Consider the following 15,404-nt stretch of genomic DNA (forward strand, 5'->3'; position numbering starts at 1 on the left):
CGTCTCGGCAAATGGACGAGGAGGTTTTCAGCCAGGCGGGGGGCTTCACCTACTCTTGGCGCATGTCTGGACAGTCCCGATTCGCTGAGCTGGAGCCGTTGCTGCACAACGTCAGCAAGCCGCTGCAGTACGTCGGCGGTGAGTTGAACTCACAGGTCAAGGATTGGGAGTGCGGCGGGGAGAACACCGTCCGCTGGGTGCTGATGTACCCCGACGCCTACGAAGTGGGCCTGCCCAACCAGGGCGTCATGATCCTGTACGAAGTCCTCAACGAGCGCCAGGACGCCCTCGCGGAGCGCACGTACGCGGTCTGGCCCGATCTGGAGGAGCAGATGCGCGCGGCGGGAGTTCCCCAACTCACCGTCGACGGGCATCGCGCGGTCGCTGATTTCGACGTGTTCGGGCTGAGCTTTCCGACCGAGCTGAACTACACGAACATGCTTTCCGCGCTGGACTTGGCAGGCATCCCGCTGCGTAGCGCCGAACGTAGCGATGAGCACCCCATCGTGCTCATCGGAGGGCACGCCAGCTTCAACCCCGAACCGGTCGCGCCGTTCATCGACGCCGCCATCATCGGTGACGGTGAGCAGGCGGTTCTGGCCGTCACCGACATCATTCGGGAATGGAAGGCCCAAGGCCGCCCCGGCGGCCGTCACGAGGTGCTGTTGCGCCTGGCCCACAGCGGCGGCGTCTACGTTCCGGCGTTCTACACCGTCGAGTACGACGCAGACGGTTCGTTGCTCCCGGTCCAGGTGCGCCAGGACTGCCCAGGGGTCCCCGAGCGTGTCGACAAGCACACCGTCATGGACCTCGACGAGTGGCCCTATCCCAAGGCGCCCTTGGTTCCGCTCACCGAGAGCGTCCACGAGCGGATGAGCGTCGAGATCTTCCGCGGTTGCACCCGCGGCTGCCGGTTCTGCCAGGCCGGGATGATCACTCGTCCGGTGCGGGAGCGCTCGATCACCGGCATCGGGGAGATGGTGGAGCGGGGGCTCGCCGCGACCGGCTACGAAGAGGTCGGCCTGCTTTCGCTGAGCAGCGCCGACCACTCAGAGATCGCCGACATCACCAAGGGTCTGGCCGACCGGTACGAAGGCACGCAGACTGGCTTGTCACTGCCCAGCACTCGCGTTGACGCGTTCAACATCGACCTGGCAAACGAACTGTCGCGCAACGGACGCAAGTCCGGGCTGACGTTCGCCCCCGAAGGTGGTTCGGAGCGGCTGCGCAAGGTCATCAACAAGCAGGTCAGCGAGCAAGACCTGGTGGACACCGTGGCGGCGGCCTTCGGCGCCGGATGGCGCAACGTCAAGCTGTACTTCATGTGCGGTCTGCCGACGGAGACCGACGAGGACGTGCTGGGCATCGCCGACCTGGCCAAACGAGTCATCGAGACCGGACGACGGGTCAGCGGCCGTAAAGACATTCGCTGCACCGTCTCCATCGGCGGGTTCGTACCCAAGCCGCACACGCCGTTCCAGTGGGCGGGCCAGCTGTCGGCGAGCGCTACCGACGCGCGTCTGCGGCTGCTACGGGATGCGATCCGTTCGGATCGCCGCTACGGCTCCAGCATCGGTTTCCGCTATCACGATGGTGAGCCCGGAATCGTGGAGGGGCTGCTTTCTCGCGGTGACCGGCGGGTGGCTGACGTCATCGAGGCGGTCTGGCGCGACGGCGGGCGCTTCGACGGCTGGAGTGAACACTTCTCGTTCGAGCGGTGGATGCGCTGCGCCGATGAGGTCTTCTCGGTGATGAGCGCCGAGAACGGCTGGAACGTGGACGTCGACTGGTACACCACTCGGGAACGCTCCGAGGATGAGGTTCTGCCCTGGGATCATCTGGACTCGGGCCTGGACAAAGCCTGGCTGTGGGAAGACTGGCAGGCCGCCCTGGATGAGGACGAACAGCCGGACTGCCGCTGGGACCCCTGCTTCGACTGTGGCGTGTGCCCGCAGATGGACCTCGATATTCAGATGGGCCCGACCGGCAAGAAGCTGCTCCCGGTGACGGTGCTGGGCGCAGGCCGCAAGGCCATGACCGAGGCGCCGCCTGCGAGCGTGCCCGAACCGGTCAATGAGTTCCTCGCCGGCCCGGAACTGAGCGAGCGGGCCGGTTAGCCCCTAGGCGGTGCCCGCCATGTCCGAACCCGCCCACTTCAAGACCTCCGTGGTCCTGAAGCGGGCGGGTTCGGCTGGGCAATGCCTCAGCCCGCCAGGGCGTCCTCGGCTTGGGCGAGCCAGGCCAGCGCCCGAACCGCAGGCCAGGTGCCAGCCTTGCAACTGTCAGCGGCGGCGCGGGCCTGCGCCACCAACGCCTGTGCGGCGGGTCCGGTCCCGTGCGCCATGGCCAGCACAGCCAATGCCTCGACGGACTCCCAGGTGCCGGCTTTCAACCCTTGTGCGGTCTGGTCAGCTAACTGCAGCGATTCGGACGCACTCATGGGTTCTCCTTGCTCCTGAGCGGATGAGGGGTCCGAGCCTACGCGCGCATAGAGCGCCCAGTGCTCAGTTCTCACGCAGATCGACGATGGCGGCGTTGCCCCTTTGGTCGATGCGCACCACCGCGATCATGGTGCCGCTGACAAGCCCCTTTTCGATCCGGGTGGCCTGCGCCTGCGGCACGAACCAGCTCTCGATCCCGCAGTTCAGGCGCCAGCCGTCGTCCTTGCAGGTCAGGTAGGGGCCTGCTGCAGGGCGGGTCGGTTGGGGGGTGTCGCCACGCCACACCTCACCCTTGGCGCGTAACGGCACGTAGGCGGGGCCGGGAGTACTCGGTCGTTGGATCTCTGCGGGGTTCATGCGGGGCACATCTGGATAGTCCAGCGAGACGTAGGCGCCCCGGAAGGGGTCGATCGGGTCCAGCGGCTGTACGCGCATCCGGTATTCGTCCCCGAGCAGCCGCGCGGAGACCTGCGGCGCTACGGCGGTCCCCACCAGGAGGGCTTGGACGAGGATGACCCCCAGCACCGAGAGCCATCGGCGCGTACCAGAGCGTGCCCGGGCGGGCGCTGATGAGGGGTTCAACGTGGGCGCGGTGGTGCTCATGATGCCTGCCCTTCATCGGGTGTGTCGGCGAGCGGGGTGCGGGCGGCCTCGCCAGCAGAAGCAGACGCGCGAGGACGTGCGCTTCGTGGGCGGTCGCGGAGCAGCCTGCGACCGACACGTTCTGCCGTCAGCCCGGTGAGCACCATCACCGTCCCGACGCTCAGGAACAGCGTCGCTCCCGAGGCGATCGGGGCGAAGATGGCGAAACTCTGCGCGGTGGTGAAGATGACCAGCGCGAACAGTGCCAGGGCGCTCACCTCGCCGGACTCGCGCCATGTGCCTAAAACGGCGTACCAGGCGGCGGCGGCAACGAAGAGCATGAGACCGGCGGTGGTTCGTGCCCACATCTGAGGAGAGAGTGAGGCCACCTCATAGAGCAGGTCGGAGTGCTGCGGGCGCCACCAGGCAAGTGCGGTGCCGGCCAGGAACACCAGCCAGACCGTGCCCAACTCCGCAAGGTGGGTGTTGCGGGTTCCGCTGGGGCCGACCTGGGCGGGTAGCACCACGGCCCCACCCACCAGACTGGCGCAGATGGCCGCAAGCAGCAGTGCGGTGAACTCGCCCGGTAAGTCATCTTGCTGGGCCCAGCCGAACGGCCAGGCCGCAATGAACACCCCGGTCAGGGCCAGCCCGGCCCCCAGGAACCGCCAGTGCGCAGCGAAACGCACGCCGATTCCCGGCAGGTGCTCGTGCATGACCGCGACCGCTGTGGCAACGACCGCACAGGCCAGCACCATGAGAGCGGCGGTCGTGCTTGATTGTGCGAGTTGGCCGGTGAACCATCCCACCCAGATCGTCGCGGCGATCAGACCCACGCCGAGGGCGCCGTGGGATCGGGTGACGTAGGCGTACAGCACCGCACCGAGGCTCCATAGCCCGACCAGGCGTGGTTCGAAGGCCGGTACCTGCAGGCTTTGCGCGGCCTGGAAGATCACTGCGCCGAAGGCTGCCGCCGCCAACAGGTGGCAGACCGAGGCGAGGCTGGGGGCACGAAGCTGGCCGGCAGCCTCATCGGCCAGAAGGGAGGAACATTCGGCAGTCCCGCGTGATTGCAGCATCTGGGCCAGGACGACGAACCCCACCCAGATGGCGGCCACTATCGCCATCCGGGCCAGGGGTGGGAGTTCATCGAGGTTCGTGGCTACCAGCCACAGCAGGCCGACCGCAAGGAAAGCCGTGCCCAGCCCCACAACGACACGCAGCAGTGAGCTGCGGGTGCCGGAGGTATATCGGGCGCGGATCGCTTCCGCGTTGGACTCTAGGAGGAGCCCGTCTGCTACCCACAGGGAGAGCTCTTGCTCCAGCCAAACCAAGCGGCCGACGGCAATCGGGCGCGGACCAGAATCTGCGCGGGCGGATACCTCGTGCGTGTTGGGTGTCATTGCTCATCAGCCCCTTCCACCACCAGTCTCAGTGCACGGGGCGGAGAAGGCGTGAGCCCTGATACTCATCTGCGCGCGTCAGCGGCAGGTTTATCTACTCGGTCTCTGACGGGTACCCAGTGATGGCTCAGTGCTTGGCGCCGGCGATGCGTGGGGCGGTCAAGTCCGAAGAGCCGCCGCCCTGCTCACGGGCGATGTAGGCCTCGATGTCATTGATGGAAATGTCTTCGCGGGAGACGACGGTGAGTAGGTCACCCATCGTGGCCACCTCTTCGACCTGTTCCTTGATGAACCACTGGAGGAACTGCTCGGCGCCGAAGTCGTTTTCTTCGCGGGCGATCCGGGCCAATTCGTGAATCTGGGTGGTGACGCGCTTTTCCTGGGCGACGGAGAGCTCGACGGGGGGGATCACGCCGTCGAATGCGCAGGTGGGAGCCTGGGTGCCGGGGATCTGGACTGCCTCGTCGACGTCCAGCAGGTACTGGATCATCATCATGGCGTGGTTGCGCTCTTCGCTGGCCTGGGCGTAGAAGAACGCGGCCATCTGCGGCATGGTCAAGAAGTCGTAGTGGACCGCGATGGCCAGGTACTGCTGGTGTGCCTCGAACTCATTACCGATCTGGGCGTTGAGCTGGTCGCTGAAACGGGACATGCGATACCTCCTGTGTGGCGCCGACTGCGCGGCAGCCGATTTGCTTAGGACGATCCCGCTTATGCAGGACCGTAACGCCATCCTACGGCGCAGCCTCGGCAGCTCGATGGCCCGGACGCGATATGGGCAGCGCCGCCCTTAGGGGGGGTAGCGCGCCTGGCGGTGTGGAACTAGCGGGGAAGCCAAAAAGCGATGGAGATGGTCATGTGCCAGTACTGCGGTTGCGATCAGATCGGGTCTATCGCGCACTTATGCAGGATCCCTTCGTTACGGGCAAACCTGCGCGGTCACGTCCGTCGGTACCCTTGGACCGGTCGACTGCGGAGGGAGGGCGGCCCATTGCAGCCCTCGGTGGCACGCCGGGCGTGTACCGGGCTCGACTGAGTCTGATATGAGGAACGAACTGGACTCAAGGCCTAGGCTGTTGCGATCTGCGGCCTCTCGGCGACGCTCTGAACCACCCAGTCAGCAACCTCAGGCCGGATGGCCCCAGCTACCAGGAGGGCACCAGATGTCGGGAGTTCGGGTTGATGCCTGGCTTTGGGCCGTGCGCGTCTTCAAGAGCCGCTTGCTAGCCACGGCGGCGTGCAAGGGCGGTCACGTCGAGGTCGACGGCAGCCGCGCCAAAGCCTCCACCCTGGTACGCGAAGGCAGCCGAGTCTTGGTCACGGGGGAGCGGGGCCGCAACCTGGTCGTTCGCCAACTGCTGACTAAACGAGTCAGCGCACCCCTGGCGGCGGCAGCGATGATCGATGAGACCCCACCTCCGCCGCCACGCGAACAGCGGCCTGCCCCGGTGTTCTTGCGTGAGCGCGGTGCGGGACGCCCCACTAAACGCGAACGTCGGGAACTGGACCGGCTGCGCGGGCGAGGGTGAGCGGCATTCACGCCACCTGAACATTCTCTTCGACCGGCGGAGGGGTTACGACGTGCGGGGGAGTTCGGCCCGGGCACGTAGGCTTAGCGACCATGGCTCGTCAGCGCGTCCCCGAAGGTCCCCCGGCAGTGCTCCCGGTGCAGAAGCTACGGATCCGGTACGCCAAGCGGGGTCGTCTGCGATTCTCCTCGACGCGGGACTTCCAGCGTGCACTGGAGCGGGCGCTGCGCCGTGCGGGTGTACCGATGGCCTATTCGGCCGGGTTCCACCCCCACCCCAAGATCAGTTACGCCAACGCGGCGCCGACCGGGACCGCCAGCGAGGCGGAGTATGTCGAGATTTCCGTCGTAGAACGGCTGGACCCGGAACACGTACGCCAAGCCTTGGATTCGGCTCTGCCGGAGGGGTTGGACATCTGCCAAGTGGTAGAGGCCAAGCCTGGCGCGCTGGCTGATCGGCTGCAGGCCAGCCTGTGGCGATTGGAGTTCCCCGGCCTGGGGGAGCAGGAGCTGCGTTCGGCGTGCGAGCGGTTTGAAGCCGAATCCAGCGTCGAAGTGACCCGGACCTTTAAGAATGGGCCGCGCTCTTTCGACGCGCGTGAGGCTGTTGTGAGCCTGGAGGTCGGAGCCGAGAAGGCGGGCTGTGCGATACTGCACATGGTCGTGCGGCACACCACACCCGCCGTGCGCCCCGACGATGTCCTGACCGCGTTGCGCACAGCCGGCGGCCTGACGCCTCCGCAACCACCTTCGGTGACGCGGCTCGCGCAGGGTCCGCTGCAGACCGCAGACACGACGGTGGCCGATCCATTGGCCCCCGACAGTGACGTCGCCGGCGCTTGAAACGGTGCCGCGAGCCTCGCGAGCCGTGAGGGCGTAGCGATACGGCTTCCGTCGCCTCGAACCCGATGCGACGACGTCACCACCGCGCACGAGCGGCGGTCAGGGGGAGACCCCGGGTGTGGTGGTCGTCTCTCGGCTGACGGAAGGATGCCTCGTGGCCTCCCCCAAAGACACCTTTGATGAGACGAAGGAACCTATCTCCGCTGACACACCGGCGGAGCAGGGTGTCGGCGACTCCATCACTTCAGACGCACCCGAGGTAACCGCGCCGCCCGCGCCGCGTAAGCGCGCCGCCCGCAAGCGGGTGACGGCCGCTGTCACCACCCCAGAGCCTGCTGCTGCGGAGTCTGCGGTGGCAGAGCCAGCCACAGCACAACCTGCTGATGACCTTGCTGCTGCACAGCCTGCCGCTGCCGATGTCGAAGCTGCCCCGGCGCCTGCCCCGCGTAAGCGGGCCACCCGCAAACGAGCCACCGCCAAGGCCACTGCCCCGCAGAGCGCCACTGCGCCCGAGCCCGCCGAGACGTCTACCGACGCCGTTGCGGAGGCCCCCGACGCCGCTGCCGATCAAGCGCAGCCGGTTTTCGCCGCAACGCCGCCCGCCGCGGCTGCGCCGGGGAGGTCCACCCCGGTCCTGGATCCAGCAGATGACCCGGTAGTCATGGCGGCCCGCTCCGCCAAACAGCGTGCTGGCGAGCCTGCCCCGGCCGCCGAAGAAGAATCAGCCGCCGAGCCGGCCGCCGCCGTGCCGACCTTCGGGCTGCTTTTCAAAGCGCCTGAGCCTGCGGTAGTGCCGCGGCGTACCCGGGCCCGGCGCCCCGAACCCGAACCAGAGGCGCCGCAGTCGGACCTGTTCGAGAGCCCCGCAGAAGACGAGCCGGACCAAGCGACCGAGCCCGCCGAAGCCGAGACCTCGCGTGGCGGAGGCAGTCGCCGGGGACGTGCCCGGACTCACGCCAGCGATGAGAACGCGCAGGAGCCGCAGGAAACGAGCGACTCCGCGGACGCCGACGAATCCGGCGAGGCCGACGGCGATGACTCCAACGACGACGATCAGAACGACAGCAACGGTCGGCGCCGCCGCCGCCGTGGGGGTCGAGGACGCCGCCGCAGCGAAGACTCCGAGGAACGTCGTGACCAGGACGACTCCGGCTCGACATCAGGGTCCGGCGCCGACACCGATTCCGGCGCGGATGCTGACTCTGATGCCGGTTCTGACTCCAGCGATGACGATTCCGATCAGGGCCACGACGACAACGGTGATTCCGGTTCGGGACGCAAGCGCACGCGCCGGCGTCGCCGCAGCACCAACGCGGTCGAGGGCGAGGACCCGCCCGGTACCGTCACCCGGGTTCGCGAGCCGCGCGCCCGGCGCGAAGAGGCCACCGGTATCAAGGGTTCGACCCGGTTGGAGGCCAAGAAGCAGCGTCGCCGCGAAGGCCGCGAAGCGGGCCGCCGTCGCACGATCATCACCGAGGCCGAGTTCCTGGCCCGTCGCGAGAGCGTGGAACGAGTGATGGTGGTGCGCGAACTCGGTGAACGCACCCAGATCGGGGTTCTCGAGGACGACGTGCTCGTCGAGCACTACATCTCCGGCACCGGTACCGGTCACGGCACCCACGGAGCCTCCATGGCCGGCAACGTCTACCTGGGCCGCGTGCAGAACGTGCTGCCCAGCATGGAGGCGGCCTTCGTCGACATCGGCAAGGGCCGCAACGCGGTGCTGTACGCCGGTGAGGTCAACTGGGACGCCGCCGGTCTGGAGCAGCACAAGACGCGCCGGATCGAGAACGCGCTGTCCCCAGGCCAGTCGGTGCTGGTTCAGGTGACCAAGGACCCGATCGGGCACAAGGGCGCCCGTCTCACCTCGCAGATCTCGCTGCCGGGCCGCTACCTGGTCTACGTGCCGCAAGGATCGATGACGGGGATCTCCCGCAAACTGCCCGACACCGAACGTGCTCGGCTGAAGAAGATCCTCAAGCAGATCGTTCCCGACGACGCCGGTGTCATCGTGCGTACCGCGGCTGAGGGTGCCTCGGAGGCCGAACTCACCGCAGACGTGCAGCGGCTGCGCAAGGCGTGGGAGAACATCGAGAAGCGCGCCAAGTCGGGCAACGCCCCGGTTCTGCTGCGCGGCGAGGCAGACCTGACCACTCGCGTGGTGCGGGACGTCTTCAACGAGGACTTCTCCAAGCTGGTCGTCTCCGGTCAGGGAGCCTGGGAGACCGTCTCCGAATACGTGGAGTCCGTGGCCCCGGATCTGCTGACCCGGTTGGAGAAGTGGACCGGCGAGCAGGATGTGTTCGCTGTGCACCGCGTCGATGAGCAATTGTCCAAGGCGATGGACCGCAAGGTGTGGCTGCCTTCGGGTGGTTCGCTGGTCATCGACCGCACCGAGGCCATGACGGTCATCGACGTCAACACCGGCAAGTTCACCGGCGCCGGGGGCAACCTGGAAGAGACGGTGACGAAGAACAACATCGAGGCCGCTGAGGAGATCGTGCGGCAACTGCGACTGCGCGATATCGGCGGCATCATCGTCGTCGACTTCATCGACATGGTTCTGGAGGCCAACCGCGACCTCGTGGTGCGGCGCCTGCTGGAATGCCTGGGCCGGGACCGCACCAAGCACCAGGTGGCTGAGGTCACTTCGCTGGGTTTGGTGCAAATGACGCGCAAGCGGGTCGGCGCCGGGCTCATCGAGGTCTACTCAGACCCCTGTGAGCACTGCGGCGGGTCGGGGATCATCGTCAGTTCCGACCCCATCGACCGTAGCGATGGCTCCTCCAGCGGTTCGGACTCCTCCGGTGGCGGTCGTTCCCGTCGCGGTCGCGGCAACTCCGGCGGCGGGAATTCCGGCGGCGGCAATTCCGGTGGTGGCAACTCGGGGAACGATCGTTCCAGCAAGCGTTCGGGCCGTGACGCGGGGGAATCCTCGGACAAGAGCGAACCGGCTGGCTTGACGCCGGCGCAGGTCGCCGCGGCAGCCTATGCGGCAGCCGTGCAGTCGCATGCGCAGGAGGCCACCCGCAACGAGGAACCGACTGTCTCCAAGGACGAGCTCGACACGATCGTCAGCGAGCGACTCGGGGACGCAGCATCGGGCCAGACCTCACCCTCGGAGCAGAGCCCAGCGCCTTCCGGGCGGACGGGCCGAGTCCGGCGACGTGCAGGTTCCGCGGTGACCTCCCCTGGTGAGGACGCCGGCACCCTCGACTCCTCTTCTGCGCCCGCGCAGACGACTCCGGCGACACCGTCCCCGCAGACGACTCCGGTCACGCCCGCCAAGGACAGCTCCGAGGAAGCGGGATCGGGTTCGCAGCCGCAGACGCCGGTTGAAGCGCCTGCAGCCGCGCCGAAACGGCGCCGACGCGCCGTGAGCACGTCGGTCGTCACGACGGCAGACTCCGAGGCCGCGGTGTTCACCGCAGACACAGCCCCGGTCGCACCGAAGGCACCGCTCACGGTCCTCGCGAGCCAGGTCGCCCCAGCGGAGAGCGTAACGAGCGGCACCGCGGAGCCGTCCGCTAAGCCTCGCCGGACGGCCCGTCGCGCCGCGGGTGCCCCGGCGGGCCCGCCTAACCCGACCAGCTGAGCGCGAAGACAGCTAGTACGACAGCCGCGGTGCCGTGACCGGTACCGCGGCTGTCGTCGTCTCGGCCCTCTCGTGTGGCGCTGCGCCTGGGGACATGTTCGGCCGTGAGTCGACGGCGTCGTGCAGCCAGTGCGCAGGGCCCGCTGACCAACGGCTGTCCTGGGGGTTTGGAGCAGGTTCGGTCGTCACGTACTCTGGAGAGTCGGTGCGCCCACCGAGATCCGTGCTTCGTGTCCCCCGCTCTGCGGAGGGCCGTCTCGACGGGCCGGTTTGAAGTGGTGCTTCGTTCGAGAACTCAGGAGTTATCAACGTGTATGCGATCGTCCGCGCAGGCGGCCGTCAGGAGAAAGTCTCCGTCGGTGACGTCCTCATTGTCGACAAGCTGAAGGGTGAAGCCGGCGACTCAGTCGACCTGACGCCCATCCTTCTCGTCGACGGCACCACCGTCACTTCCGACACCGAGGTTTTGTCCAAGGTGTCGGTCAAGGCCGAGGTCGTCGGCCCGGTCAAGGGTCCGAAGATCACGATCATGAAGTACAAGAACAAGTCCGGTTACCGGAAGCGTCAGGGCCACCGCCAGCACTCGACGCAGATCAAGGTCACCGCGATCGACGCCTGAGCGTCGCTCGCCCACACGTTAAAGGCAGGCACTGACATGGCACACAAGAAGGGTGCGTCCTCGACCCGTAACGGTCGCGACTCAAACGCCCAATTCCTCGGAGTCAAGCGCTTTGGCGGCCAGGCCGTCAACGCCGGCGAGATCATCGTTCGCCAGCGCGGTACCCACTTCCACCCCGGCGACAACGTCGGCCGTGGCAAGGACGACACGCTGTTCGCGCTGGCCGCAGGCGCAGTGCGCTTCGGCACCAAGCGTGGTCGCAAGACGGTCAACATCGACCTCGTCGACCAGGCGGTCTGAACCGAACGTCACGCGACGCCGGAGCGTAGGGTTTTCACACCCTGCCTCCGGCGTCGTTGGTGTATCTACGGCAGCTCATCTGCCGCGGCAGTTGTCACACCGGCAGGACATCTGCCTGATCACGAGACGAATCCGTCTCAGCTCCATCGAAAGGACCGACCATGGCCACGGCGAACTTCGTCGACCGCGTCACGCTGCACGTGGACGCTGGAAGTGGAGGACACGGCTGCGCGTCGGTGCATCGTGAGAAATTCAAGCCGCTCGGGGGACCCGACGGCGGCAACGGCGGCAACGGCGGCGATGTCGTGCTGGTGGTGGACCCGCAGGTCACAACACTGCTGGACTACCACCACACCCCGCACCGGCGCGCCGCCAGCGGCCGCCCCGGTGAGGGCGATGAGCGTAACGGTTCCGCGGGCGAAGACCTCGTGCTCCCGGTGCCTGACGGCACAGTGGTCAAGGATCGCGGCGGCGAAGTGCTGGCCGACCTGGTCGGCGAAGGCACCCGTTTCGTCGCGGCGCACGGCGGCCGCGGCGGGCTGGGGAACAAGGCGCTGGCGAGCAAACGTCGTAAGGCTCCCGGCTTCGCGTTGCTGGGGGAGCCCGGCGAAGACGCCATCCTTGTCCTCGAACTCAAGACACTCGCCGATGTCGCCCTGATCGGTTTCCCCTCCGCGGGCAAGAGCAGCCTGGTCTCGGTGATCTCGGCAGCCAAACCCAAAATCGCTGACTACCCGTTCACCACCCTGGTCCCCAACCTGGGCGTCGTCACCGCCGGCGACGTGCGCTACACGGTGGCCGACGTGCCCGGGCTGATTCCCGGTGCCCACGAAGGGCGCGGCCTGGGGCTGGAGTTCCTGCGGCACGTGGAACGCTGCTCCGTGCTTGTCCACGTCGTGGATTGCGCCACGCTCGACCCCGGTCGCGACCCGATGAGTGACCTGGACGCCATCGAACACGAACTGCGCCAATACGTTCCGGACGATGCGCTGGGCGGTCGACCATTAGGCGAACGCACCCGGATCATCGTGCTGAACAAAGCAGACGTACCCGAAGCGGCTGAACTCGCCGAATTCGTGCGCCCCGACCTGGAAGCGCGCGGTCTGGAGGTGCACGTCGTCTCGGCCGTGGCCCGGACCGGTTTGAAGGAACTGACATTCGCATTGGCGCGGCATGTTTCCGCGGCCCGCGCCGAACACCAGGACGAGGTGCTGCCGACCCGGATCGTCTTGCGGCCCAAGGCCGTCGACGATGGCGGCTTCACCGTGCGACGGGAAGCCTCTCCCGAGGGCGACGTCTTCCGGGTGCTCGGGGCTAAGCCGGTGCGGTGGGTTCGTCAGACGGACTTCACCAACGACGAGGCCGTGGGCTACCTCGCCGATCGCCTTGCCCGGGCCGGTGTCGAGGACGCGCTGGTCAAGGCCGGCGCGGTGGCGGGGGACACCGTCCTGATCGGACCCGAAGACAACGCCGTGGTCTTCGACTGGGAGCCCACGCTGTCCTCGGGGGCAGAACTGCTGGGCACGGTAGGGCCGCGCGGCACCGATATTCGACTCTCGGAGACTCACCGGCCGAGCCGGGCCGAGAAGCGGGAGCATTACGACTTGCGGCGCGCTGCCAAACAGGCTGCTCGCGATGAGTTGGCCACTGAGCGCGACGCCGGGTTGTGGACGGCGCCCGACGAGGACTGACCAGCACAACCGCTGACGGGCGAGGGTTTGCACCGGCGCCCGATCTGACCCACACCGCACACGAAGGGGTCGCAGTCTTTCGGCTGCGACCCCTTCGGGCTGGGCTGATGGGTTCAGACGGTGAAAGAGGTGAGGCGATCCCCAAGCTCTTCGCTGATGGCGCTCAACTCATCGAACGAGGCGGCCATCGTGGCGATAGTGCCGTTGGCATTGCCGATGGTCGAGGAGATCGCAGCAACGGCCTTTGCGATCTCGGCGCTGCCGGTGGCGGCGTCTTGGACGTTGCGGCCCATCTCGTTCGTGGTCGCCGTCTGCTCCTCCACCGCCGAAGCGATCGTGGCCTGAGTGTCATTGATCTGAGCGATGATCGAAGAAATCTGACTGATCGCAGCAACCGCAGCCTGCGTATCAGCCTGAATAGCCTCCACCCGCGAACCGATGTCCTCAGTGGCCTTACTCGTCTCCTGCGCCAAATCCTTCACCTCATTCGCCACCACCGCGAAACCCTTACCAGCCTCACCAGCACGGGCAGCCTCGATCGTGGCGTTCAACGCCAACAGGTTCGTCTGCTCAGCAATACTCGTGATCGTCTTGATGACATTCCCGATCTCAATACTGGACTCACCCAACTTCGCCACCGTCGCATTCGTCTGATCCGCCACCGCCACCGCCGAAGCAGCAACCCCAGCAGCATCATTCGCCGACTTCGAAATCTCCCGAATCGAAGCCGTCATCTCCTCAGTACCAGCCGCAACCGTCTGCACATTCTCCGAGACCTGACCGGCGGTGCCGGAGATTGACGCCACCTGCTGGGAGGATGAGTTGGAGCCGCTTTTGACGCTCTGAGCGGACGTGCGCAGGTCGTGCGCCGCGCGGGCGACCCGCTGGCTGTTCTCTGAGACTTCCGTAATGAGCCCCGCGATGCTCTGCAACGAGGCGTCCAGAGCACTGGCGGCCTGACCTGCCTCGTCACCGGAGGTGACACCGGTGCGTTGGGAGAGGTCACCGTGGGCTGCGGCCTGCGCAACGTGCTGGATCCGGCGCAGCCGCTTGACCATGGAGTTACCGACCATTCGAGCGGTGATCAGGGCCGCGATCAGGCCCAGCAGAGCGGTAGCGGCAATCGCCCACGCGGCCCGCCGCGCGGTCTTGGCGGCCGCCTGCTCAGCAGCAGCGGCGGACTGCTGCATGCTGTTGGAGACCTTGTCCAGACTCGTCGCCACCTGCTCGCCGGCGGGGACGAGGGTCTTGGTGCGCAGCGCGTTGGCTTCCTCAGCCTTGCCGGCGTCCATGAGCCGTTCCACCTCGGTCAGTGTGCTGGTGTAGGTGGCGATGTTGGCGGCTGCCACGTCGGCGGCTGCCTTGGCCTCCGGGGTGAGGTCGGTGCGCTGGGTGAAGGCTGTGGAGTTGGCGAGCAACTGCTCCATGACCACTGCGCGCTTTTCGGTCAGTTCCTGCTTGGCCTCAGGGGTTGGGGCCAGCGCACGGTTGGCCGAGGCCAAGCGCATCTGGGTGTTGTCGAACTTGAGTTGTTCGGCCTTGACGATCCCGTCGACGTTCGAGCTGTACATCTGGGTGTTGAGGCCGGCCAGCGACCGCACCCCGAGGATTCCGACCAAGCCGGCGAGCAACGTCGTCAGGGCCACCAATGCCACGACGGCGGTGATCTGGGCAACGGTGCCCATTGACTTGCCTGCTGATGGCGCAGTGCTCGTAGGCGCAGCCATGAATATTCCTCTATCTATACGTCGAAAGTCGTGGCGATGGTCTGAATCGTTCTTCCCATCGGCCGATCTGGCCGGTTGTGCAGGCCCCCGGGGCCTCGAGCTGCGCGGCTTGCGCTGAAGGGGCTCGCTGGCCGATCCATACGCTGGACGTAGCCAGTTCAACGGTGCTGGCTTAGCCTTAGGCATACCCCCTCCGGTGTACCGGCCATTCGCTTGAGTGCGCCCCGATGAGGAGGTTTGCGATGTGGGTTATCGATGTACGGCTGCCGCCGCAGCCAGCCGTGCCTGTCGTTGCCTCACTGGCAGCCAGCACCACCGCCACCACCACCGCCCGGCCGCAGGATCCTCATATCTGGGAGCGTTTCGGGCGTCGTTCGCGCGCCTCGGCCGGGTTCAGCTCGGCGGATCGCAACTTGTTGTATGCCGTTACCGGCGAAGACGTGCTCACCTTGCCCGTGCCCCAGTTGAGCCCGTTCGCCGCGCAGATCCTGCTCGACCGCCAGTCGGGCCGTTTGCGCAGCGGCCGGGAAGTCACCGCCTCCTATCTGCTCGGCACCGGCTCCACCCTGGAGCAGAACGGGGCGAAGAACCCCTTCTCCGGAGCGTTGCTGCAACGGGCGCTCAGCTACCTGCAGACCCAGCAGACCGGGCGTGTCGACATCGTCTTGTGAGATT

The 15,404-nt window shown here is 66.8% G+C and carries 13 protein-coding genes; 8 read left to right on the forward strand and 5 right to left on the reverse strand.

Going from position 1 to position 15,404, the window contains the following annotated elements; genetic code table 11:
• Positions 1-62 precede the first annotated feature (62 nt).
• Positions 63-2,117 carry a TIGR03960 family B12-binding radical SAM protein gene (locus tag G9V96_RS14430; protein WP_168583660.1) on the forward strand — a complete coding sequence of 685 codons (2,055 nt, stop codon included), beginning with the start codon at positions 63-65 and terminating at the stop codon, positions 2,115-2,117.
• An 86-nt stretch (positions 2,118-2,203) separates the two neighbouring features.
• Here G9V96_RS14430 and G9V96_RS14435 read toward each other — a convergent pair whose 3' ends face one another.
• The 4 genes from G9V96_RS14435 to G9V96_RS14450 all read right to left on the reverse strand — a co-directional run bounded on the left by G9V96_RS14435 (position 2,204) and on the right by G9V96_RS14450 (position 5,078).
• On the reverse strand, positions 2,204-2,440 hold the full coding sequence (locus tag G9V96_RS14435) for a hypothetical protein (protein ID WP_168583661.1): 237 nt from the start codon (positions 2,438-2,440) through the stop codon (positions 2,204-2,206).
• 64 nt (positions 2,441-2,504) lie between these two features.
• Complete coding sequence (locus G9V96_RS14440) at positions 2,505-3,044, reverse strand: GDYXXLXY domain-containing protein (protein ID WP_168583662.1); 540 nt, start codon at positions 3,042-3,044, stop codon at positions 2,505-2,507.
• Entirely contained in the window at positions 3,041-4,426 is a 1,386-nt protein-coding gene (locus G9V96_RS14445; protein ID WP_168583663.1) for a DUF2157 domain-containing protein, read from the reverse strand. The genes G9V96_RS14440 and G9V96_RS14445 overlap by 4 nt, the downstream gene beginning before the upstream one ends.
• A gap of 127 nt (positions 4,427-4,553) precedes the next feature.
• Entirely contained in the window at positions 4,554-5,078 is a 525-nt protein-coding gene (locus tag G9V96_RS14450; RefSeq protein WP_168583664.1) for a ferritin, read from the reverse strand.
• Between the two features lie 511 nt (positions 5,079-5,589).
• Between G9V96_RS14450 and G9V96_RS14455 the strand changes: the two genes are divergently transcribed.
• The 6 genes from G9V96_RS14455 to obgE all read left to right on the forward strand — a co-directional run bounded on the left by G9V96_RS14455 (position 5,590) and on the right by obgE (position 13,002).
• Positions 5,590-5,955: an RNA-binding S4 domain-containing protein gene (locus G9V96_RS14455; protein WP_168583665.1), complete on the forward strand. Its 366-nt coding sequence runs from the start codon at positions 5,590-5,592 to the stop codon at positions 5,953-5,955.
• 92 nt (positions 5,956-6,047) lie between these two features.
• Positions 6,048-6,797: a TIGR03936 family radical SAM-associated protein gene (locus tag G9V96_RS14460; RefSeq protein WP_168583666.1), complete on the forward strand. Its 750-nt coding sequence runs from the start codon at positions 6,048-6,050 to the stop codon at positions 6,795-6,797.
• Positions 6,798-7,458: 661 nt separating this feature from the next.
• On the forward strand, positions 7,459-10,392 hold the full coding sequence (locus G9V96_RS14465; protein WP_226913699.1) for an Rne/Rng family ribonuclease: 2,934 nt from the start codon (positions 7,459-7,461) through the stop codon (positions 10,390-10,392).
• A gap of 310 nt (positions 10,393-10,702) precedes the next feature.
• Positions 10,703-11,011 carry a 50S ribosomal protein L21 gene (gene rplU / locus G9V96_RS14470; RefSeq protein WP_168583667.1) on the forward strand — a complete coding sequence of 103 codons (309 nt, stop codon included), beginning with the start codon at positions 10,703-10,705 and terminating at the stop codon, positions 11,009-11,011.
• 36 nt (positions 11,012-11,047) lie between these two features.
• A complete protein-coding gene (rpmA, locus tag G9V96_RS14475; RefSeq protein WP_168583668.1) occupies positions 11,048-11,311 on the forward strand; it encodes a 50S ribosomal protein L27 in 264 nt (87 codons plus the stop codon).
• 161 nt (positions 11,312-11,472) lie between these two features.
• The gene (gene obgE, locus G9V96_RS14480) at positions 11,473-13,002 is read left to right on the forward strand and encodes a GTPase ObgE (protein ID WP_168583669.1); all 1,530 of its coding nucleotides are present in this window, start codon (positions 11,473-11,475) and stop codon (positions 13,000-13,002) included.
• Between the two features lie 113 nt (positions 13,003-13,115).
• On the opposite strand, the gene G9V96_RS14485 is transcribed toward obgE, so the two are convergent.
• Entirely contained in the window at positions 13,116-14,729 is a 1,614-nt protein-coding gene (locus G9V96_RS14485) for a methyl-accepting chemotaxis protein (protein WP_168583670.1), read from the reverse strand.
• Between the two features lie 242 nt (positions 14,730-14,971).
• Between G9V96_RS14485 and G9V96_RS14490 the strand changes: the two genes are divergently transcribed.
• Positions 14,972-15,400, forward strand: a complete 429-nt coding sequence (locus tag G9V96_RS14490) for a hypothetical protein (protein ID WP_168583671.1) — start codon at positions 14,972-14,974, stop codon at positions 15,398-15,400.
• The last annotated feature ends 4 nt before the right edge of the window (positions 15,401-15,404 follow it).

Source organism: Gephyromycinifex aptenodytis, assembly GCF_012277275.1.
Lineage (GTDB): Bacteria > Actinomycetota > Actinomycetes > Actinomycetales > Dermatophilaceae > Gephyromycinifex > Gephyromycinifex aptenodytis.

Bases quoted from the DNA above. Each gene is read 5' to 3' on its own strand.
- G9V96_RS14485 (WP_168583670.1), bottom strand. From the start codon at position 14,729: ATGGCTGCGCCTACGAGCACTGCGCCATCAGCAGGCAAGTCAATGGGC.
- G9V96_RS14465 (WP_226913699.1), top strand. From the start codon at position 7,459: ATGGCGGCCCGCTCCGCCAAACAGCGTGCTGGCGAGCCTGCCCCGGCC.
- G9V96_RS14430 (WP_168583660.1), top strand. From the start codon at position 63: ATGTCTGGACAGTCCCGATTCGCTGAGCTGGAGCCGTTGCTGCACAAC.
- G9V96_RS14435 (WP_168583661.1), bottom strand. From the start codon at position 2,440: ATGAGTGCGTCCGAATCGCTGCAGTTAGCTGACCAGACCGCACAAGGG.
- G9V96_RS14460 (WP_168583666.1), top strand. From the start codon at position 6,048: ATGGCTCGTCAGCGCGTCCCCGAAGGTCCCCCGGCAGTGCTCCCGGTG.
- G9V96_RS14440 (WP_168583662.1), bottom strand. From the start codon at position 3,044: ATGAGCACCACCGCGCCCACGTTGAACCCCTCATCAGCGCCCGCCCGG.
- G9V96_RS14490 (WP_168583671.1), top strand. From the start codon at position 14,972: ATGTGGGTTATCGATGTACGGCTGCCGCCGCAGCCAGCCGTGCCTGTC.
- obgE (WP_168583669.1), top strand. From the start codon at position 11,473: ATGGCCACGGCGAACTTCGTCGACCGCGTCACGCTGCACGTGGACGCT.
- rpmA (WP_168583668.1), top strand. From the start codon at position 11,048: ATGGCACACAAGAAGGGTGCGTCCTCGACCCGTAACGGTCGCGACTCA.
- G9V96_RS14445 (WP_168583663.1), bottom strand. From the start codon at position 4,426: ATGACACCCAACACGCACGAGGTATCCGCCCGCGCAGATTCTGGTCCG.
- G9V96_RS14455 (WP_168583665.1), top strand. From the start codon at position 5,590: ATGTCGGGAGTTCGGGTTGATGCCTGGCTTTGGGCCGTGCGCGTCTTC.
- G9V96_RS14450 (WP_168583664.1), bottom strand. From the start codon at position 5,078: ATGTCCCGTTTCAGCGACCAGCTCAACGCCCAGATCGGTAATGAGTTC.